Origin of the sequence: uncultured Acidaminococcus sp. (assembly GCA_900538365.1) — a bacterium.
Taxonomy (GTDB): Bacteria; Bacillota; Negativicutes; order Acidaminococcales; family Acidaminococcaceae; genus Acidaminococcus.
In genome coordinates this window covers 1-20,731 of record UPXT01000003.1, presented here as the reverse complement: position 1 = coordinate 20,731, position 20,731 = coordinate 1, and the positions used below count along the sequence as shown (strand labels likewise).

18 protein-coding genes and 1 pseudogene are annotated in these 20,731 nt (G+C 48.9%); 1 reads left to right on the top strand and 18 read right to left on the bottom strand.

What is annotated here, in order from left to right; all coding sequences use genetic code 11:
- Window positions 1-7: 7 nt before the first annotated feature.
- From QZQ08_RS01020 to QZQ08_RS00945, 16 genes and pseudogenes are all read right to left on the bottom strand, one after another.
- Complete coding sequence (locus QZQ08_RS01020) at window positions 8-964, bottom strand: DUF2156 domain-containing protein (RefSeq protein ID WP_296326688.1); 957 nt, start codon at window positions 962-964, stop codon at window positions 8-10.
- 15 nt (window positions 965-979) lie between these two features.
- A complete protein-coding gene (locus QZQ08_RS01015; RefSeq protein WP_296326685.1) occupies window positions 980-1,591 on the bottom strand; it encodes a histidine phosphatase family protein in 612 nt (203 codons plus the stop codon).
- A gap of 108 nt (window positions 1,592-1,699) precedes the next feature.
- Window positions 1,700-2,257 (bottom strand): elongation factor P, encoded by a 558-nt coding sequence (gene efp / locus QZQ08_RS01010; RefSeq protein ID WP_009014713.1) that lies wholly within the window; start codon window positions 2,255-2,257, stop codon window positions 1,700-1,702.
- A gap of 32 nt (window positions 2,258-2,289) precedes the next feature.
- On the bottom strand, window positions 2,290-3,342 hold the full coding sequence (locus QZQ08_RS01005; protein WP_296326682.1) for a Xaa-Pro peptidase family protein: 1,053 nt from the start codon (window positions 3,340-3,342) through the stop codon (window positions 2,290-2,292).
- Between the two features lie 124 nt (window positions 3,343-3,466).
- Entirely contained in the window at window positions 3,467-4,690 is a 1,224-nt protein-coding gene (locus QZQ08_RS01000) for a U32 family peptidase (protein WP_296326679.1), read from the bottom strand.
- Complete coding sequence (gene mltG / locus QZQ08_RS00995) at window positions 4,687-5,703, bottom strand: endolytic transglycosylase MltG (protein ID WP_296326677.1); 1,017 nt, start codon at window positions 5,701-5,703, stop codon at window positions 4,687-4,689. Before mltG ends, QZQ08_RS01000 begins: the two co-directional genes overlap by 4 nt.
- A 12-nt stretch (window positions 5,704-5,715) precedes the next feature.
- Window positions 5,716-6,030 carry a DUF1292 domain-containing protein gene (locus QZQ08_RS00990; protein ID WP_296326675.1) on the bottom strand — a complete coding sequence of 105 codons (315 nt, stop codon included), beginning with the start codon at window positions 6,028-6,030 and terminating at the stop codon, window positions 5,716-5,718.
- 4 nt (window positions 6,031-6,034) lie between these two features.
- Window positions 6,035-6,451 (bottom strand): Holliday junction resolvase RuvX, encoded by a 417-nt coding sequence (gene ruvX / locus QZQ08_RS00985; RefSeq protein ID WP_296326673.1) that lies wholly within the window; start codon window positions 6,449-6,451, stop codon window positions 6,035-6,037.
- Entirely contained in the window at window positions 6,448-6,711 is a 264-nt protein-coding gene (locus QZQ08_RS00980) for an IreB family regulatory phosphoprotein (protein ID WP_009014707.1), read from the bottom strand. The genes ruvX and QZQ08_RS00980 overlap by 4 nt, the downstream gene beginning before the upstream one ends.
- A gap of 75 nt (window positions 6,712-6,786) precedes the next feature.
- On the bottom strand, window positions 6,787-7,317 hold the full coding sequence (locus tag QZQ08_RS00975) for a TetR/AcrR family transcriptional regulator C-terminal domain-containing protein (RefSeq protein ID WP_296326667.1): 531 nt from the start codon (window positions 7,315-7,317) through the stop codon (window positions 6,787-6,789).
- A 14-nt stretch (window positions 7,318-7,331) separates the two neighbouring features.
- Window positions 7,332-9,956: an alanine--tRNA ligase gene (alaS, locus tag QZQ08_RS00970; protein WP_296326665.1), complete on the bottom strand. Its 2,625-nt coding sequence runs from the start codon at window positions 9,954-9,956 to the stop codon at window positions 7,332-7,334.
- 89 nt (window positions 9,957-10,045) lie between these two features.
- On the bottom strand, window positions 10,046-11,248 hold the full coding sequence (locus QZQ08_RS00965; RefSeq protein WP_296326662.1) for a pyridoxal phosphate-dependent aminotransferase: 1,203 nt from the start codon (window positions 11,246-11,248) through the stop codon (window positions 10,046-10,048).
- 159 nt (window positions 11,249-11,407) lie between these two features.
- Window positions 11,408-13,708: a hydratase gene (locus QZQ08_RS00960; protein ID WP_296326660.1), complete on the bottom strand. Its 2,301-nt coding sequence runs from the start codon at window positions 13,706-13,708 to the stop codon at window positions 11,408-11,410.
- 45 nt (window positions 13,709-13,753) lie between these two features.
- Complete coding sequence (locus QZQ08_RS00955) at window positions 13,754-14,926, bottom strand: isocitrate/isopropylmalate family dehydrogenase (protein WP_296326658.1); 1,173 nt, start codon at window positions 14,924-14,926, stop codon at window positions 13,754-13,756.
- 211 nt (window positions 14,927-15,137) lie between these two features.
- A pseudogene (locus QZQ08_RS00950) lies at window positions 15,138-16,387 on the bottom strand (SLC13 family permease).
- Between the two features lie 27 nt (window positions 16,388-16,414).
- The gene (locus tag QZQ08_RS00945; protein WP_296326656.1) at window positions 16,415-17,557 is read right to left on the bottom strand and encodes a 2-methylaconitate cis-trans isomerase PrpF family protein; all 1,143 of its coding nucleotides are present in this window, start codon (window positions 17,555-17,557) and stop codon (window positions 16,415-16,417) included.
- A 304-nt stretch (window positions 17,558-17,861) separates the two neighbouring features.
- Between QZQ08_RS00945 and QZQ08_RS00940 the strand changes: the two genes are divergently transcribed.
- Window positions 17,862-18,770 (top strand): LysR family transcriptional regulator, encoded by a 909-nt coding sequence (locus QZQ08_RS00940; RefSeq protein WP_296326654.1) that lies wholly within the window; start codon window positions 17,862-17,864, stop codon window positions 18,768-18,770.
- A 234-nt stretch (window positions 18,771-19,004) separates the two neighbouring features.
- Here QZQ08_RS00940 and QZQ08_RS00935 read toward each other — a convergent pair whose 3' ends face one another.
- Both QZQ08_RS00935 and QZQ08_RS00930 read right to left on the bottom strand, forming a co-directional pair.
- Window positions 19,005-19,997, bottom strand: coding sequence for a 2-hydroxyacid dehydrogenase (locus QZQ08_RS00935; RefSeq protein WP_296326651.1), 993 nt, complete (start codon window positions 19,995-19,997; stop codon window positions 19,005-19,007).
- A 178-nt stretch (window positions 19,998-20,175) separates the two neighbouring features.
- Window positions 20,176-20,556, bottom strand: coding sequence for a desulfoferrodoxin family protein (locus QZQ08_RS00930; RefSeq protein ID WP_296326649.1), 381 nt, complete (start codon window positions 20,554-20,556; stop codon window positions 20,176-20,178).
- Window positions 20,557-20,731 lie beyond the last annotated feature (175 nt).

The following is a 20,731-nucleotide window of genomic DNA, read 5'->3' as shown; positions in this document are numbered from 1 at the left end:
ACCTCCCTTAACGAATGATCGTATTGTATTTCTTGACCATGAAGATGGGATTATAGGATTCCTTGGCTTTCCTGAGTCCTTCCTTTCCCATGTCCTCTTCCCTGTTAATAAACTGCACATCCGGCCAGGCATTCTGAACAAAGTCCTTATTGATGGCAGTAAACAGGCCGCGGATATCGGGGTCTGCTTTTTCGACATGGACTACCGCCGTGTGTTCGCTGACCTTTTCCCCGAAGGTAAAGGCTTTGACCTGACCATCCAAACGGATGAGGCCGCCGCGAATCTTTAGGAATTCCATGTTGTTTAGCCCTTCTTCAATGGCGCAGGCCTCGCATTTGATTGATGGATCGGTCTCGGCCCGTTGGGCACACCAAGCCTTGCCAAAGGCAATACATTCATCTTTATTTGAGGCATTGATTTCCTCATAGACGTAATCAGGGTGTTCCTTGATGAACGCATTGTAATGGTTCTTCTTACTATGATACTTTCGTCCCGATAAGGTCGCAAGCTTCTCCCTGTCGTAGACGTAATCCCAGTTATCCCTGTCTTCTGTGTACTCCGTGATTTCCGGCATAGTCCGCTTGAATCGTTCCATCGTCGATTCATAGATACCATGAAATTCAAAAGACCCGCCAAAATATTCTTTCAGCGCATTTACGATAAGAGGCATATCCTCATCCTTACCGCCGAAAGGAGGCAGGACAAAGGTGACACCATTGACGGTGACCTTAAGGATAAGGGCGCCGTGGCTGATTGCCCAGAACGTATCATAGCAGCCACGCCAAATGAAGGTTGAGCCAAAACAGCACTCTGAGCCGCGATAATCCGCTTCGTTATAGTAATCATCAAAAATAGGCTTATCCGATATATCGACATGTTTAAATTCTAAAATAAAAATCTCTCCTAACTTTTTTTGGATGATACCATTATACCAGATACCATCAAGAGGGGAAAAGGAGTGCAAAGAGAGGATCTCCGCTTAAGTCAACAATCCCATTTGATTGAGGTAAATCACACGATACCCCATCAGATCATCATAGGTCAGTTTGGTTACACTTGTATTATCCAAGGTCAAACGCCACATGCAGTCAATAGGGGATTGGAGGATGCTGCATAGTAACAGGCGGATCATCCCCCCATGGCTTACAACCATAATGGCTGTGTCCTCTTCCATGGCATCCTTAATTTCGTTGAGCCCCTTCATTCCGCGCGCCTGGGCCTCTTGGAGGTCTTCCGCACCGGAGAGCGTCACTTGGGTCGGTGTCAGCCAGAGCGTCTGAAGGCGCTTCTGGTCCGTTTTCCTTAAGTCTGCAATTCGGCAGCCTTCCCACTCGCCAAAGGAAATTTCTCGAAAGGCTGTATGGGCCTGTGGGACTAGGTGTTTTTCTTCGGCAAGAGGCTGTGCCGTTTCCTTGGTCCTCACAAGATCGGATGTATAAAGGGCCGCAATTGTAAGGTCATGGGCTCGTTTTTTAAGGGAAAGAGCCTGTTCCTGTCCCACTGGACTGAGCGGATGATCCTCCCAGCCCTGGAAACGGCCTTCTTCATTGGACCTTGTTCGTCCATGACGGACGAGGTAAATGGTTTTCATGTCGCTTTCCTTTCTGCACAAAAGGGCTGGTTACCGTCATATAGAAAAACGAGCCTGTTTCCGAGGCTCGTTTTCGATTGGAAAGTCCTGCCCAGGGCAGGAAGTCCCTTATGCTCTTTCGATGTACTCGCCCGTACGGGTATCGATACGAAGCACATCGCCTTCGTTGATGAACAGAGGGACCTTTACCACATATCCCGTGTCCATGGTCGCATTCTTGTTGCCGCCCGTAGCGGTATCCCCTTTGATGCCCGGTTCCGTTTCAACAACAGTGAGTTCAACCGTATTCGGCAGTTCGACCCCCAGGATCCGGTTATCGAAGGAAGAAATCTTGACGTTCATGTTTTCCTTGAGGAAGTTCATGGCGCTGCCCAGTTGATCTTTGTTGAGTTCGATTTGTTCGTAGGTTTCATTGTCCATGAAGACATACATACCATCATTTTCATAAAGGTATTGCATTTCACGGCGAACGACTTCAGCATTCGGGAGACGTTCAGCGGCATTGAACGTACGTTCAACAACAGCACCTGTACAAAGGTTGCGCATCTTGGCACGGACAAAGGCTGCCCCTTTCCCCGGTTTGACGTGCTGGAATTCAACTACCTGCCAAGCATCGCCATCAATTTCAACTGTTACACCTGTTTTAAAATCGTTCGTAGAAATCATTGAAATACCCTCCAAAAATTTTCTTGATAAGCTTATAGGATTTCCATAAGTTCCTTTTCAACCAGCGTCAGCCGCTCACAGCCCCATGCCGTCACAATGACGGTATCTTCAATACGGACGCCGCCTTTGCCCGGCAAATAGATGCCCGGTTCCACCGTTACGATGGCATCTAAAGGAATCGGGTCCGGGTTGCCCTTGTTGAGGTTCGGCTTTTCGTGGATATCAAGACCCACCCCATGACCCAGTCCATGGCCAAAGTAAGCACCATATCCCTTGGACGCGATAAAATCACGGACGGCCTGATCCACTTCAATGCCTGTCTTGCCAGGAAATAGGACTTCTTCCCCCAGTTCATTGGCAGCAAGGACAATCTCGTAGATTTCCTTTTGCCAAGGAGCCGCTTTTCCCATGACGACCGTGCGGGTCATATCACTGCAGTAGCCGTCATAGATACAGCCAAAATCAAACGTGACGAAGTCACCTTCCTCAATAACCTTATTTGAGGCCACTCCATGAGGCAGGGCGCTGCGCACGCCGGAAGCAACAATTGTATCAAAAGAGGTTTTCTGGGCCCCTCTTTTTCGCATATTATACTCAAGCTCTGCAGCAAGTTCCGATTCTCTCCGCCCCACTTTGATGTGGGGAATCAGTTCATGAAAAGCGTCGTCAGCAATAGCGGCTGCTTTGAACATTTTTTTCTGTTCCTCCGGGGTCTTGACTGCCCGCAGGAAGACGAGATTCACACTCTTAAAGCTTGCTTCAGGAAGGGCCTTTTGCAGGGCCGTGGCTTCCGTATAGGAAAAATAGTCGCCATCAAGGGCCAAACGCCGTGCCGGTCTTACTTGATCCACGACGGAAAAAAGACCATGCTGGTGTTCTAGGACCTCACATTCAGGAGCCTGCTGCTGCGCCTGCAGGATGTAGCGTGAATCCGTAATGAGAACAGCCCGATTAGCATCCACATAAAGAAGACTTTCACCGCCCGTAAAACCCGTAAAGTAGCGAATAGATGAATCACCTTTGATGAAGATTCCCTGTACGCCTTCCTCCCGGAGGAAGGTTCTGAGCGTAAGTAATGGTTTCATAAGCGACCTCCCACAAAAGTACCCTACTATATTAGCATATTCCCTTCAATTTGCCTATATTGAAACGGGAAAATTTTAGGGAAAGTGTACAAAATCATACGGAATTTTTCAAAAAGAACTTTTTCTAGGTCTTTTTGAGGCGCCGCACTAGGGAATAAGGTTCCATGCGGATGTCCCCTGCAGCCGTAAAAATCATCTGCGCATGAGGGGCAGCAACAATGGGCGTGCCCGTTTCATCCTCCATATCCGACAGTGTCCAGGAAAAAACCGTTCCCCCAGGCGTCAGGATCTCAAGGGTCTCCCCTTCCTTCACGTGGTTGCGCTGCTCCAGCGTTACCCTCCCCGAAGCGGCATCGTAGTCTTTCACAAGACCTACAAAATCCGCTGTTTGTTCATAGGAGCTTGTCGTATAGACCTGACTGTCCGCTTCCGGTCTGTGTTCAAAAAAGCCCGTCGTATAAGGCCGATGGGAAATTTTGAGCAGCTCTTCCTTCCATTCAGGGAGCACGCTGAACTGTTCCGGGTCCCTCAAATAGGCATCAATGGCCTTGCGATAAACGCTCACCACCGTTGCGACATAATGGATACTCTTCATGCGTCCTTCGATCTTGAGACTTTTTACACCGCTTTTGATGAGGTCGGGCAAATGGTCCAAAAGACAAAGGTCCTTGGAATTCATGATATACGTGCCGTGCTCATCTTCAGCAATATCAAAGTCCTCATGAGGGCGATTTTTTTCTTTTAGGGAAAATTCCCAGCGGCAGACCTGGGCACAAGCGCCTCGGTTGCTGTCCCGCCCCGTAAAATAGTTGCTCAAAAGGCAACGTCCCGAATAGGAAATACACATCGCGCCATGGACAAAGACCTCAACTTCTGCATGGATATTGCGCACGATTTCAGATATCTCCCCGAGGGACAATTCCCTAGCAAGAACCACCCGCTCGGCACCGAGCGCCTCCCAAGCCTTGGCGGCCTCATAGTTTGTCACGTTGGCCTGTGTGCTGACATGAAGGGCTAAGTTCGGTACGATTCTGCGAGCCATCATCCAGACACCGATATCGGAAACAAGAAGCGCATCCACGCCTGCTTCCTCCAATTCCTTTAAATAAGAGGGAAGCTGGGGAAGGTCACCGTTGTGGGGAACAACGTTCACGGTCACATAGATTTTCTTTCCCAGGGCATGGGCAAACGCGCAGGCTTCCCTGATTTCTTCCATTGAAAAATTTGCGGCAAAGGCCCTCAGTCCGAAAGCCTTGCCGCCCAAATAGACTGCATCGGCACCATAGCGGAGCGCCATTTTACACTTATCGAGGCTCCCGGCAGGTGCAAGAAGTTCAATTTGATTCATATATCTACGTCTCCATGAATGGCGCGGATCATCGCCTTATGTTCTTCATAGGTCTTGGTAAAACGATGATAGCCATCCTTATCTGCTACAAAATAGAGGTAATCGGATTTTTGGGGATTGAGAACAGCTTTGATTGCCTGCTCGCTGGGATTGGCAATCGGTCCTGGCGGAAGCCCAGGATGCAGGTACGTATTATATGGAGATTCCACTTTAAGATCATCATAGCGAAGATCTCCCTTTTGATACCCTAAAAGATATTGGATGGTTGTATCGGATTGGATGGGCATGTTCTTGTGAAGGCGATTCAAGAACACACCAGCAATAAGAGGCATCTCATCTTCATGAACGGCTTCTTTTTCCACCATGGCAGCAAGGTTCACCACATCACGGATACTCATACCGCTTGCTTTGATCTGGTCCTTTAGTCCCTCATCCAGACGGCGGTTGAATTCTTTGACCATGGTGGCAAGGATTTCCTTTTCCGAAGCGCCTTCCGGCAGATCATACGTAGCAGGATAAGCAAAGCCTTCTGCCTTGTAGATCACATTAGGATTAGGCGTCTCCATATAAGGATACGGTGCATAATCAATGGCCGCTTTTTGAAAAGCTTCGGCCGAACCTAACTTTTCCTTTTCCAGTTTGGCCGCAATCTGGGGGATACTCGAAGCTTCAGGCACAGTAAACTTGTTGTAGCGCGTCTTTCCAGACGCAATGATGTCGATGATTTCGGCATCACTCATGCCTGCCGTGATTTCATAGTTTCCCGCTTTCAGCATACTCTCCTTATGGGTCAGCTTTGCCGTCAGGAGAAATAATTCCGGACTGCGTACGGCCTTCTCCTCATGAAGCAAAGCGGCTATATCCCGCGTTGTCATGCCCTCCTTGATGGTAAAATGGACCCGTGTCCCTGTTGCAAGACTGGCATTGTTGTTGAATCCGTGAAGGTACCAATAGACAGCCCCACTAAGGGCTGCCAAAAGAACCAGAAGGACACACATACGCTTTTTGGCCATGTCCTTTGCTCCTTACTCTCCATCCATCTCCTGGGTGATTTCTTCATAAGCCTTTTTTACGGCCTCAAATTCTTCATCCGTCGGATCCACATAGACGGGCTCGCCGTCAGCATCAAATTCAATGCGGGCAATCATGACCGCGTCATCTTCTTCCAAAGTTTCTGCTTCCTCTTCATCCATCGGTTCCCGGACTAGAAGGGCAAAGCTCTTATTATCAATAGGGATGACCATTTCTTCAGCATAGTAGGTCTTGTTTCCTTTATCGTCCGTAACAACAACCAAAGCCTCTTGATCTTCGGTTTGGAGCATATCTTGATCTTTTGTCATGGCATTACCTCCTTAGGCTATCCAGATAATTTTGCAGGATGACGACGGCCGCCATCATATCAATGACTTTTTTGCGTTTTTTACGTGTCAAATCCGCATCGATCAGGACCCTCTCTGCCGCCACCGTAGAAAGCCGTTCATCCCAGAGGGTAATCTTTGCATCAGGAAATTCGGCTTGCAGTAATTTGGAAAAAGCCTCACTTGCTTTTCCGCGTTCGCCAATGGTTCCATTCATGTTTTTGGGGTAGCCCAGGACAAAGGCGCCCACCTCTTCCTTTTGGACCAATTCATGGAGGCGAGCCAAATCATTCTTGGTTCCGCTGCGCCGAATGGTTTCAATGCCGCGCGCAATCAGCCCCATCTCATCGCTTACAGCGACACCGATAGTACGTGTTCCGAGGTCAAGCCCCATGATTCTCATTTTTGGGGCAATTCCTTCAAATAGGATTGTAGGAGGGCTTCAATCAGTTCATAGCGATTGAATTGGCGGATTTTCAGACGGGCATCCTTATAGCTCGTCACATAGGCCGGGTCCCCACTCAACAGATAGCCAGCCAATTGGTCAATGGGGTTATAGCCTTTTTCCTGGAGGGCTTCCACGACTTCGTGGATGGTCCGGGAAACCGTTTCCGTCTTGGAAACGGGTTTAAACATCGTGGTTTCTTGAGTCGTACGTGACATATCGATTCCCTCCTTTTGGGAAAAACATGCAGCCCGCTTCATGAACGAGCTGCACAACGTAACGGATCACGGCCATTAGTAAAAATACTGACTGATGGAAACTGGGATTGATTCCTGGAAGAGGACCAACATGACCTCGATGGGAACCTTCATTCCATCCATCATCCAGCGCATGGTCATTTCTTCCCCGCCGTAAACGACCATTTCCACTGCAAATCGGATGTGGGGATCATTGACGTCCACCCCATAGTGCCTCAGCATCATGGTATAGGCATCACGGACAAAGCGCCGGTTGGTCCGACGAAAGTGCTCGTTATCATCACTCTCATACAGATGGCGGAAGAACCCTTCATACTTTTTATACATGAGGAATTTCTTGTAAAGGGCTTCGGACCAACTCTTGCTGCCCAGGATATCTCGGCCATGGACGGCTAGGATATGAAGAAACTCATAATGGGCTAGGTCTGTCATGGACGCAAAGGCCTTCTCATAGGCGTCCCTAGTGACACCGGATTCCCGAACAAGTTCCGCGACACTGATGAGTTTCAGCGGTTTCTTCGTAAGGAGCCGGCCCATGGCCTCTCCCATCCGTCTTTTAGCATCCATGTAACGACACCTCTTTATTGAATCATATTTTCAATAACTTTCATGGTTTCCGTCATGGCCTCGGCAATCTTTCCGCTATCCTTGCCTCCTGCTTGGGCCATATCAGGACGGCCGCCGCCGTTTCCGCCCAAGACCTGGGCAGCGCCTTTGACAATCTTGCCAGCGTGGGCGCCTTTCCCAACGGCTTCTTTGGATGCCATCGTGAGGATATTGACCTTATCCGACGCCATGGCTGCAAAAAGGACAACAATGCCGCCCGTCTTATCACGGAGCTGATCCCCCATGCTGCGAAGGGCCGAGACATCATCGACTTTAACTTCATCAATGAGGACAGGAACCCCTTTTACATCCTTTACTTTGTCGCCAACGGATTGTGCGGCAGCGGCAACCAATTTCTGTTCAAGTTCAGATGCATGATGCTTTTCTGCTTTCAGTTCATCCTGCAGCGCTTCGATCCGGCTCAGTAGGGTGTTGGGACGGCCCTTCACCTTTTGGGAAGCTTCCTCGAGGAGGGCTTCCAATTCCCGGGTATAAAGAAGGGCACCATGGCCCGTAACCGCTTCAATCCGGCGCAGTCCAGCACCGACGCTTGATTCTCCAAGAATCTTGAAAAGACCGATGCGGGACGTATTGGGTACATGGACGCCGCCGCAAAGTTCCATACTGTGGCCTGGTACATTGACGACGCGGACAATCTTGCCGTATTTTTCACCAAAAAGGGCCATGGCTCCCATTTCCTTGGCCTTATCAATGTCCTCTTCAGAAATCTGGACATCGACCGCATCAAGGATGGCTTCATTCACAAGCTCCTCTACACGGCATAATTCCTCAGTCGTAAGCGGCGAGAAATGAGAGAAGTCAAAACGGAGCCGGTCCGGACCAACATAGCTGCCGGCCTGGTTCACATGACCGCCCAAGACTTTTTTGAGAGCGGCGTGCAGAAGGTGGGTTGCCGTATGGTTGCGGGCAATATCAGCCTTGCGTTCAAGGTTGACTTCAAAGGTGACCGTCTGGCCCACCGAAAATGTACCCGATTCGACGGTTCCCAGGTGAATGGTCGTGCCATCAGGAAGTTTCTTTGTATTTTCCACATCAAAGATTCCCGCTTCAGAAACTAGGCGGCCCGTATCACCAAGCTGTCCGCCCCCTTCGGCGTGAAAAGCCGTATTGGTCAAAATCAGGGCCAGGCTGTCCCCGCTATGGCCTTCTTTGATTGGCGTGGTGTCCCCGATTTGATAAAGGGCAGCCACCACACCCTCCTTGGAGGCTTCATCAACCGTGAGGCCTTCCAATTGGAGGCTGCGCGTATCGTACATGACAGGACGGCCTTCCTTGTCGTTGCGTGCCTTACGAGCCCGCTGCTTCTGGGAAGCCATGGCCTTATCAAACCCTTCCTTATCCATGGTCATGCCCTGTTCCTGAAGGATTTCATCCGTTACTTCCCAAGGGAAACCGAAGGTATCATAAAGTTTAAAGGCATCGTCACCGCTAAGAACCGTCTTGCCTTCTTTTTTCATGGCGGCAATCTTTTCGTTCAGCAGATCCGTACCCTGGGAAAGGGTCTGGAGGAAGCTTGTTTCCTCCATATCGATGACCTTGTCAATGAATTCCTTCTTTTCCACAAGCTCCGTGTAGTGCTCACCATACATGGAAATGACCTTATCGGCAAGAGCGGCAAGGAACTTGCCCCGAATGCCAAGGAGACGGCCATGACGGATGGCCCGGCGCAAGACGCGGCGCAGGACATAGCCTCTTCCTTCATTGGACGGAAGGATTCCATCACCAATCATGAAGGTCAGACTGCGGGCATGGTCAGCAACAACCTTGAGTGAAATATCGGTTTTGGTATCCACATTATACTTCTTATGGGAAAGTTCGCAGGCAAGTTCAATAATGGGGAAAATAAGGTCGGTCTCGAAGTTTGACGGCTTGCCCTGGATGACAGAAGCAAGGCGTTCAAGGCCGGCACCGGTATCGATATTTTTATGCTTGAGCGGCGTGTAGGTTCCGTCAGCGTTTTGGTTGAACTGGGTAAAGACAAGGTTCCACAATTCAAGGAAACGTCCGCAGTCACAGCCAGGGCCGCAGGTTGGCTCACCACAGCCTTTATCGGCCCCTAGGTCGATATGGATTTCTGAGTCCGGACCGCAGGGACCGCTGCCGATTTCCCAGAAGTTATCTTCCAGACGAACGATGCGTTCATCAGGTACACCTACGACATCGTGCCAAATATGATAGGCCTCGTCATCTTTTGGATATATGGTGATCCAAAGCTTATCGGCAGGCAGTTCCAATTCTTTGGTCAAAAATTCCCAGGCCCAGGGAATGACTTCCTTTTTGAAATAATCACCAAAGGAGAAGTTGCCCAGCATTTCAAAATAAGTATGGTGACGGGCCGTGCGGCCAACGTTTTCAATATCGTCCGTACGAACACATTTTTGACAGGTCGTAATGCGCGGAGAAGGCGGCTTCATCTTCCCTGTGAAAAACGGTTTGAACGGCGCCATCCCAGCCCCGATCAGCAGCAGGGTCGGATCATCATGCGGAATGAGCGAGGCACTTGGCAAGACCAAATGACCGCGTGCCTTGAAAAAATCCAGGTATTTTTGACGGATTTCATTACCAGTTAAATATTTCATGCAAGTATCTCCCTCGGTTCAGTTCGTTTTGCAAGGTTAAGAAATGCCGATGAGGCATTCCTTAAGTATATAAAATTTGCAGATAAGTGTCAAACGAGGCCCTTTTTGACGCCGTATTCCTCGGCCAATTTCTTAAATAACGGCAGGGAACGTTTAATCGTATCCCGATTGATGCAGTACGATGCACGGAAATAGCCCGGCACGCCAAAATCTGTTCCCGGCACCAAGAACAGATCATACTTCATGGCCCGTTTGCAGAAGGCATGATCGTCTTCTTCGAGACACTTCGGGAAAAGGTAGAAGGCCCCCTGCGGACGCAGACAGGTAAAGCCAGCATCAATAAGGCCCTGATAAAGCAGCTCCCCGTTGATGCGGTAAGGTTCTGCATCCGTTGGTTTGCCTGCGCAACGGGCCACAACAAGCTGCCAGAGACTGGGAGCGTTGACGTGGGTAAGCACTCGAGCCGCTCCGCAAATTGCAGGATATACTTTTTCAAATCCCGTCACTTCACTGGGAATGACAATATAACCAATGCGCTCCCCTGGAAGGGAAAGCGATTTACTGTAGGAGTAACAGACGATGGTATCCTTATAATAAAGTGGAATATAAGGCACTTCATAACCATGGTAGGCAATTTCCCTATATGGTTCGTCAGAGATGATATAGATGGGATGACCATATTCCTTTTCCTTGCGCAGTAACAGCGCGCTAAGGGTCCGGATGGTTTCCTCCGAGTAGATGGCACCGCTGGGATTATTGGGGGAATTGACAATGACCCCTTTGGTGTGGGGTGTCATGGCCTTTTCAAAAAGATCCATATTGATTTGGAAATCTTCAAGCTGTGCAGGAACAACCACAAGACGAGCCCCTGTTGCCTCTACAAATGGCCGATATTCGGGAAAATACGGGGCCACAATAACAAACTCATCGCCCGGTTCGGCAAGGGCCTTGAAAGTAATGGAAATGGAAGCAGCCGCGCCAGCGGTCATGAACAGATTGTCCTTTGTAAAATGCGTACCAAAGCGGCGGTTGATGTCCTTTGCAAGGATTTCCCGAACCTCTGGATTGCCCGGAGCCACTGTATAACTGTGGATCTTTTGGGTCGGCACAGTGTCAAAGATATCAAGGACGGCCTCCTTGATATAAGAAGGAGCTGGAACGTTCGGATTTCCCAAGCTAAAATCGCAGATGTTTTCTTCTCCGACTTCCTGCGCCCGTTTTCTTCCATATTCAAAGATTTCACGGATCGTCGATTTTTTCGATCCAAGTTCATACATTTTTTCATTGACCATCTGGTTATCCCTACTTTCTGCATCAAAGGCAGTCCGTGAATTGGATGCACTTAGCTGTATTTTAGCACGCTTCCACTGCCCATGCTAGTAGCAATTCGACGAGCAGGCTGTCAGCGTATTAAAAAGCCCTCCCTGAGGGAAGGCTTTTTTCAGAGGCTGTTATTTATTTTTGCTGCGGTTGAAATTGATGAGGCAGCCAGCTTTGATGATTTCCTTTTCTTCCTCGTTAAGGGGCAGGATATAAAGAGTGATGGATTTTGCCTTGCCCTCTTTCAGGACGTAGGCAGGAATCTCATCCATGGACCCTGCGAGCACTTTCTTGATGGAAGGAACGAAAATAAAATCGTTGACATCAAAAGCAATGGTCTCATCTTTTAGATGGAAGGGCAGCATTCCCCAGTTAATCACGTTGCTGCGGTACCGTTTGGTCGCATATTCGCGGGTAATGTTGGCAAGACCGCCAATGACGCGCTGACAGCTGGCCGCCTGTTCACGGGCACTTCCATCGCCTGGTTTGTTGGCGTAGATGACAGAACCAATTTCCGTATTGGCAAGGGTTGCGTCTTCACTGCCAGCAATGGTGTGAATGACCTTAAAAGCAGTTGCCACATCGGTATCCTTCTGCAGAAGGTCTTCGCCTTTTTCACGGGCAAGTTCAAGTTCCTTGACCGCTTTAGTACGGCCCACATACTGCGGATCACGGCGCGAAAGAGCAAATTCGGCAAGACCCAGGGGATTGGATCGGTAGGAGGACGTTTCCCCAGAAGGAATAAGTTCATCCGTCGTCGTTACGGGATCTTCAATCTTGGAGCAAACGCGCAGGAGAATGTTGTCCCCTAAAGCGGGAAGTTCAGGCCAAGCCTTGATGTTTGGACCTTCATAAAGCTTTTCTTCCGGTTCCGCCTTGCCAAAGCCTTCGTAGACACGGGCCTTGTAGGCACTGTCATCGAAGTGGTAACTAGGTACATGTCCAAATGCGTCAGCAAAGGCTTCCGCACTTGTCAGGACGCCGCCGTTTGCTGCCGTTGCGGCAATGCTGCGGGAATCCATGAGGGCCACAGCCGACATCTGACCCTGACCGGGCTTGCTCCCTTCACGGTTCGGGAAGTTACGCGTATTGTGACGAATGGAAAACCCATTGTTGTTCGGCGTGTCGCCAGCCCCAAAGCAAGGTCCGCAGAAGGCCGTCTTGATTACGGCACCCGATGCCATGAGGTCCGTGAGGAAGCCTTTTTTGGCAAGGTCCATATAGACTGGCATGGACGAAGGATAGATATTGAGGGTAAATTCCCCAGCACCGATGCTCTTGCCGCGCAGGAGATTTGCCGCTTCCACAACGTTGGTGTAGTTGCCCCCGGCGCAGCCGCCAATGACGCCCTGCTGTACCATGAACTTGCCGTCCCTAACCTTATCCAACAAAGTATACTGGGCGCGGCCTTGAGCCACTTTTTCGGCCTTCTTTTCCGTCTCACGCAGGATATCCATCAGATTGGCATTCAGTTCATCAATTTCGTAAGCATTCGACGGATGGAATGGAAGGGCAATCATGGGTTTGATGGTAGAAAGGTCAATGTAGACGCAGCCATCATAGTATGCCACATCTGCAGGATTCAGTTCCTTATAATCGCTTTCACGGCCATGTTCCTTGAGGAAAGCCTCCGTATCGCTGTCCGTTCTCCAAATGGAGGACAGGCACGTCGTTTCCGTCGTCATGACGTCAACACCGTTGCGGTAGTCCGTCGTCATGGAAGAAACGCCCGGTCCGACAAATTCCATGATTTTGTTCTTGACGTAGCCGTTTTCATAGACGGCACGGCAGATGGCAAGGGCAATATCATGGGGCCCCACCCAAGGCGCCGGCTTTCCCGTCAAGTAGATAGCGACAACACCAGGATACGGGTTATCCCAGGTATCCCCCAGAATCTGTTTATCAAGTTCTCCGCCGCCTTCACCAACTGCGATGGTCCCAAGGGCGCCATAACGGGTGTGGCTGTCACTGCCAAGGATCATTTTACCGCAGCCAGCATACATTTCGCGCATGTACTGATGGATGACCGCAACATGGGGCGGAACGAAGATACCGCCATATTTCTTGGCTGCCGAAAGACCAAACATATGGTCATCTTCATTGATGGTCCCGCCGACAGCACAGAGGGAATTATGGCAGCACGTGAGGATATAAGGCATGGGAAAATGCTTCATGCCGGAAGCACGGGCAGTTTGGATAATGCCCACATAGGTAATATCGTGGCTCGTCAGGGCATCAAACTTGATATTCAGCTGATCCATGTTCCCGCTTTTGTTGTGGTCCTTCAGGATACCATAGGCAATGGTGCCTTTTTTTGCCTCTGCAGCCGTCACTTCACGGCCGAGACGGGTTTTCAGCTCCCCTGCCTGTTCTTCGGGAACAAGTTCCGTACCATTCAGCAAATAGGCGCCTTTATCAAACAATTTGATCATGATAACTCTCCTCTCTTTGTTACATGGCTCTTTTCGGGCCCTTTATCAGGCCTCCATCTTCTGGAGGGTTTCTGTAACATACTCAGCAAATTCTTCTGCTGTTGCCCCATCTTGATCCGTCGTAATGACGGCCTTGCGTTCCACTTTGGTGCAAAAATCAAGGGCTTTAAAAAGACGTTCCCTTTTTTCAGGGTAACCAATGAAGGCCATCATCTCCCCCATCGCCCGGATAAGGCTGGAAGGATCGGCATACTGGGCACGATTGTGCTCAACAAGATAGACTCCCACACCATGGATGGCTTCAAACATGGCATACTGATCACCAATATTCGAAGAGCTTGCCGTCCCGAGTCCTCCCTGGTATTCGGCCGCAATATCGGTGAGGATGTCGCCGTAAAGGTTGGGAAGCACAAAGACCTGCATGCCTGCATTGAATTCCGGGTCCATCAATTTAGCAGACAGGGAATCGATCAATTCTTCCCGCACATGGATACCAGGATATTCTTTTTCCTTGGCATGGGCTGCTTTCAGGAAATTCCCGTCGACAAGTTTGACAATATTGGCTTTTGTTGCCACCGTGATGTTGGTCTTTCCATTACTTTTAGCGTATTCAAAGGCATTTCGGAACAGCCGGTCGGCACCCGGCTTGGAAAGGACCTTGAAATCAATGGCAAGGTCATCGCCGACGGAAATTCCTTGGTTGCCCCAAATGTATTCGCCCTCGATGTTTTCCCTGAAAAAGGTCCAGTCTATGCCTTTTTCAGGGATGCGAATGGGACGAACGGCTGCATAAAGCTGCAGCCGGCGGCGCAGTAAACTGTTGGCACTCAGGAGATTGGGCCACTTGTCGCCTGCACGCGGTGTCACAAAAGGCCCCTTTACAAGGACGTCGCAGGCCTTGCAAGCCTCAAGGACAGCCTCTGGCAGGCTTTCCTTCTGACGGGCCCGTTCCTCAATGGTCATTCCTTCAATCGGAACAAATTCCACGCGTTGATCTGCGATTTCCTTCTTCAGCATTTCCCGTGCCACCAAAAGGGCCGCTTTCATGATATAGGGACCGATTCCATCACCGGGCATGATGCCCACTTTTACGTGGGATAATTGGGTGAAATCCTTACGGGGCGGTTCTTTCCGGATCTCTTCGATGCGATCAAGGTCCTGTTCAATGAGTTTTCCAAAAGCTTGCTTAGCGCGTTCAATCATTTCTTCACGGTTCATGATGGTCTCTCCTTTTTGGTTTCATAACGGCCGAGCGGCCTACTGATTCCATTTTAGGAAATCCCAACAACTGAGGCCAATACTTATCCTCCCATAAGGATTATACGAAATTTTCTATGTATTTTACCAATTCGGATTTATAATCTATATTCATCAGGTTTTCTAATGGATATTTTTAATTTTATATCTAGATTTTGAATCTTTATCCTAATTAAAGGAAGAGACCGCCAAGGAAAAATACGTGAAGAGCCGCCATGACAACATTAATGCCCACATTGGCCACAGATAAGAGGAAGAGTGTCTTGAACATATTGTTCATTTCCTCTGTTGTTGTCGGTTTGGAAGCGGAATAACTCGACATGATAATGGCGCCGCCCGTCGATAACGGACTGATGGCTGCAGCAAAACTGGTCGCCGTAATGGCAGAGATGAGTTCCACATAGTTTGTCTGTCCGGCAAACGTCCGGGCAATCTCGTCGGCGATTGGAAATAGTGTCGGCATGACAACACCCGTTGTGGAGCTGACCCAGGAGCGGCAATGATGGGTACAGCTGTCTGGGCCGTCATATGGCTTGCAAGGAAGTCAGATACCAGCTTGATTCCGCCAAGCTTTGTCAAGACATTCACAAGGACGCCCACACCGCAGATCATCATCAAGGTCCCCCAAGGAATCTGCCGAATGGCCGTTTTTTCATCGGCACAATGCAGCAGGATCAGGACGGAAGCTGCCGCGAAGGCAAAAAGCCCCGTATCAAACTTAAAGCCAATACAGAAAATAACCATGGCCGCAATCGAAGCCATCGTAATTTTCTGGTTTCGATTAAAGGCAGGAATTTCAGATAGTTTCAAGGGATTTTCCGAGTTGACGCGCCACCCCTTGTAGCCAATATAGACAACGAGCGTAAAAACAAAGCCGGACAGCAGCGTCGAAAGGAAAAGATGTGTCCCAAAGCCGTGGTAACCCAGCGGTTCAGAAAGATTCTTGGCAAGGATGCCAGTCAAGGAAAGTACGGAGGCACAGCCCGCGTTGGCTCCCAATTTTGCATAAAGGGCCGTTGCCATGGGATTGATTTTAAGTTCAAAAGCAAGATAGACGGCGAAGGTCGTCATCAGAATGCCGGCAGCAATATGGCCAGGGCCAATAGCTGAAATGAAAGCGGAAAGCACAAACATTAAGATGGGATTCAAATAGGTTCGCTTACCTACAAGGGCAACCACCTTCTTGGAAAATAGATCGAGCGTCCCATTGGCCGATGCCATCCCAAACAGGAACGTGACGCCAACCAAGGTCACAAACATGGAACTGGAAAAACCCTAGGCAATCTGTTTAGCACTCATATGTCCATAGGAACCGAGAAGGAAAGCAGCCCCAATAGAGAAAAAGCCAATATTGACTTTTTTGATAAACCCAATGGCAACGACAACGGCAAGAACAATCAAGGATATTAAGGATAGATCCATCACGATACCTCCCTATCAGCAGTGGATTCAGTAGGAAATGGGGGCTACGCCTTTCATCAAGAGACGGGCCGTTCGATACCCATACGTTTCTTTAATGAAAGGAATCACCTCTCCCTTTTCGGTTTCAACCCCACAAACAAGTGTGCCTGAACCATGGCCAATCCTGATTTCAGGCTGCTGGCAATCGGAAGAAAGCACGATGTTGACAAGGGTTCCTGGAATGGCGGCTGCGGCTGCCGTACACATTGCGCCTGTCATGGCATAACTGGGATGGGCCTTTTGCATACTCATCATGCGTCCCAAAAGGTCAATCTCGGATGCCTTGATTGCTGTACCCTGTGCCGTCATGTAATCAGCCGGCGGAGCAACAATGGTCATCTTCGGGATTCCCGGTGTTTCCCAAGCAGCCTTTTCCCAAGAATCAGTAAGCCCAAGCAGGACAGCTGCCTGTCCTCGGATACATTCCAAGAGTCGGAGCAGCGCCTCGTTTTTATTGATTTCTTCCGGCTGTTCCGTCCCTTTCATCTTGATGGAATCAGCCCTTACAAAAACAAGGGGGTTAGCCGCGTCGACAATGGAAACGGGCAGGCGCCCGAAATCCGGAATCTCCAGTTCATCGACCACATGTCCCGTCGGCAGGATGCCTTTGCCGAGTGTACCGCTGGGATCAAGGAAGCTGAGCTTGATGGGAGCCGCCGTACCCGGCACGCCAGCAATGGCATAGTCGCCGTTGTAGCAAACCTGACCGTCCGATGTCTTGACCGTTTCTACAATGATTTTCTTGGTATTCGTATTAAAGACCCTGACCGTTGTTTCTTCTCCACAAGCTGTGACGAGACCTTCCTCAATGGCAAAAGGACCGACACCGGATGAGATATTTCCGCAGTTTCCTCCATAACTGACAACGGGCTTATCCACAGATACTTGGGCAAAGGTATAATCCACATCGGCATCAGGGCGGCTGGATCTTTCAACAATGGCAACCTTGCTGGTTACGGACTGGGAACCGCCAAGTCCGTCAATCTGTTTGCGGTCTGGGCTTCCCATGAGTTTTAAAAGGACGCGGTCCCAATCCTTTCTTTCAGGGGGCATGTCCGTTCTTAAAAGATAAGCCCCTTTACTCGTTCCCCCACGCATCAACGTGACGGGAAGTTTGATCTTTTTTGTCATTATGAACCCTCCTTGTTTGCTAGGTAACGGTTATCGCTATTTTCTGAAAACATCATAACAAGAAAAGGTTTATAATTTAAATTCATAAAAATTATTTTTATCATGGTAAGAATGAATGATTTTCTGTTCCAACCATGAATAGATTTCTCCTCATTTCTGTTTTTTTGAGTTGGACCGATGAATCTCCATGTCCCGCATCCCATGTATTATGTTCATAAAAATAATAATAACCATGGTTTTTATGAATAATATAGGCTATAATGAGAAGAAAAAATCCACGCTTTGGATGAAAGGAGTGTAGCCAATGGATTTTCGGGAATTGACCTATCTTCTTGCCATCGCACGCCAGCAAAATATTACGCGTGCAGCAGAATCCCTCTACCTTAGCCAGCCCACCCTTTCCAAGTTCCTAAAAGCCCTTGAAGAAGAACTTGGGCTCCCTTTATTTGAAAGATTTGGCAATAAATATATTCCAACCTATGCCGGTGAACAATACATAAAAAAGGCCAAGGAAATCCTGGCCCTCAAAAAGGAACTCGACCAGCAGATGGGCGATATCATAAAAAACAATGAGGGATATTTAAAGATTGGCTTCCCCGCAATGCGGGGTACGTATATGCTTCCCTGTACGCTGCCCATTTTTCATGACAAGTATCCCAATGTAAGGATCGAACTTCACGAAGCAAATTCCGAATCCCTCATCCAAATGATTATCGATGGGGATATTGACCTTGCCTTTTTCAATTTTGTAGAGGCCAATCCCGCCCTTGCCTACACCGTTATCAGTCATGAAGAACTGGTCCTTGTCATGAGTGCCCATCATCCCTTCACACGTTATGGAAGAAAGCGGCCCGGCTGCAAGTATCCTTACATGGACCTTCATTTACTAAAAGACCAGGATTTTATCCTCCAAAACCGTACGCAGCATACCCGGCTGATTGTGGACCGGATCTTTCATAAGCGGCGGATTGAACCCCACATCGTCCTGGAAACAAGCAATATCCAAGCGGAAGCCGAACTGGCAGCGCGGAATTACGGCTTTACGTTCATTACGGAAACCCATTTAAAATATATTCCAAACCGTGATCAATTGGCCTTGTTTTCAATTGGATTTCCTAAAACAACCGTTGATTTTGTAGCAACGTACCGAAAAAACTCCTACCTTCCATTCCACGCCAAGGAATACATCAAGGTGGTAAAGGAGTTCACCTGATGCATCCAGCTCCTGCAAAACGCCACCTAGGAACAAAACGGGAAGTCAAGCCACTTTTCTCATAGCGCTTGCCCCTAAGATCTTTTCATCACAATAAAATGCCCCCAGCCAGATGATTGGCACGGGGGCATTCGTTTGGTCTATGGAGGAATAGGCTCGTATTAGCGCTTGCCTGCTTCATAAATACAAAAACTCCCTGCCGACATAGCGACAGGGAGTATGGGGTCAGGCAAATCAGATTTTGTTCTTGCAGTCGCCCGTTTCCATGTATTCCTTCAAGTTTTCATAGGTTGTTTCAACCATGTTCTTGACAGCTTCGTCAGTGAAGGACCCCAGATGCGGGGAAAGCAGGACTTTCGGGTACAGGTCGATGAGTTTCTGGAATTCAGGATTCGGAGCCTTACCACCTTCGAAGTCCTTACCGAACAGATCAGCTTCGCCGTCCAGCGTATCAGCAGCAAAACCACCGAGTTTGCCGCTTTCGATGGCTTCAATGACAGCTTCCGTGTCAACGAGCTGACCGCGGGCAGCGTTTACAAGGATGGCACCGTCTTTCATCTTGCTGATGAATTCACGGGTAACAACCTTGCCGTTTTCTTTGATGTACGGGCAGTGCAGGGAGATGACGTCGGACACTTTCAGAAGTTCATCCATTTCAACCTGCGTAGCATAGTCATCGATGCCTTTAATCTGGAAGACATCCTGACCGACAACTTTGGCACCCATACCGTGGAAAATCTGGGCGCAGACGCGGCCGATACGGCCAAGACCGATTACGCCGACGGTGCAGTTGCGGATTTCCTTGGAGAACATATGCTTATCAACAACGAAGTTGCCCTTATGAGCTTCGCTCGTCGTGTATGCCAGATGTCTCAGGAGCATCATGGCATGGGTAACAGCCAGTTCAGCAATGGCATTCGGAGAATAACCAGGAACGAAAGCCATCTTGAAGCCCAGTTCCTTAGCATAGGGAATATCGATATGGTCTTTACCAACCGTTCTGGTCAGTACATACTGAACACCGAGTTTCTTGTAGATATCAAGATTCTGTTTGTTGGCAAAGCAGTTACCGCGCAGGATAACAGCATCAAACCCTTTTGCCATTTCAGCCGTTTCGGGAGTATTCAGGTAATCGGGGACACATTTGATGTCATACCCAAAAGCCTTATTGCTGCTCTCAAAAATTGGTTCTTCAACGTCTCTGACGCCATAACACAAAACCTTCATGACAATACCTCCTAATTAAAGTAGCCCTTTGTTTGGGATGATGCTCAGCACCACACCCGTCTTCCCTATTCTAACATAAAAATCTGTATTTTCCTATATATTTTGTATTTTGTATACACTTTAATTTTCGTAAGTGCCAAAAACAAAGAGGGACGCCGCAAGCGTCCCCCCTCTTTCATTATTTTTCTGCTTTCCAAAGCCCATGCAGGTTACAGTAAGCATAGGCAGCAACGACATCATCACTGGGAGCCAGTGCAAAAACCGCGACAGGGTCGGCCCCAGGTTTCAGTTCCTTTCTCTGGTTGCCTTCCTTGGTTTCCAGGGAAATCCATTCGATATAGTGTTCATCGATCATGGGATGGGCAACGGAACCAACCTTGACCGTCACGAGGTTTTCCTTGACTTCAATGACGGGAACGTGTTTTTCTTGGGCTGCATCAACGGTATTAGGAGCGATTTCCTGCATCTTTTCGCCGCAGCAAATAACAGGGACACCCGTTTCCTTTACAACAGCGATGATTTTACCACAATGACTGCATCTGTAGAATTTTTGTTCCATTTTCTCGTCCTCCTTTGATTTTCACGCATAAAATGCGTGGCTTCCTTGAATGTTTGGACAATCTTTGTCCTTCTTCAAGTATAACATATCAAAGGGCTCCTGTACGGAAAAAGTTGTGAAAAGTATGTGTCAACATTTTCTCGGGAGACCCATATAAGATTGTGTTGCAGCTTAA